We start from the raw sequence: 656 nt of genomic DNA on the forward strand, positions 1-656 counted from the left end.
GAAATGATAATACGCAAACACAAACCATAAACATCGAGGATACTACGGCGCCAACCTTTACGGTTCCTGCTGCATTGACTTTAGAATGTGATCAAGATGTAAACAACTTAACAGTAACTGGTGATGTAACAGACGAAGCTGATAATTGTGATACTAACACATTAGAAGCGACGTATACTGATGGAACATCGACTGTTGGGTCTTGTGCTAACGAATCGTCTTTCATAAGAACTTGGACACTAACAGATGCTTGTGGAAACGATAATACGCAAACACAAACCATAAACATCGAGGATACTACGGCGCCAACCTTTACGGTTCCTGCTGCAGTGACTTTAGAATGTGATCAAGATGTAAACAACTTAACAGTAACTGGTGATGTAACAGACGAAGCTGATAATTGTGATACTAACACATTGGAAGCGACGTATACTGATGGAACATCGACTGTTGGGTCTTGTGCTAACGAATCGTCTTTCATAAGAACTTGGACACTAACAGATGCTTGTGGAAACACAACAACTCAAGGACAGACAATTAATATTGAAGATACTACGGCGCCTGTTATCGATACAACCGCTGTTGAAAATATAGCTATTCAATGTGGTGTAACTCCAGATGGAACTTTAGAAGATTGGTTATCAAGCAATGCTGGT

The 656-nt window shown here is 40.1% G+C and carries 1 pseudogene; it reads left to right on the forward strand.

The features are described 5' to 3' along the window. Positions 1-656 (forward strand): annotated as a pseudogene (locus tag ES677_RS15435) (gliding motility-associated C-terminal domain-containing protein); the annotation flags it as partial.

The sequence above is a fragment of the Bizionia gelidisalsuginis genome (genome assembly GCF_008086185.1).
Lineage (GTDB): Bacteria > Bacteroidota > Bacteroidia > Flavobacteriales > Flavobacteriaceae > Bizionia > Bizionia saleffrena.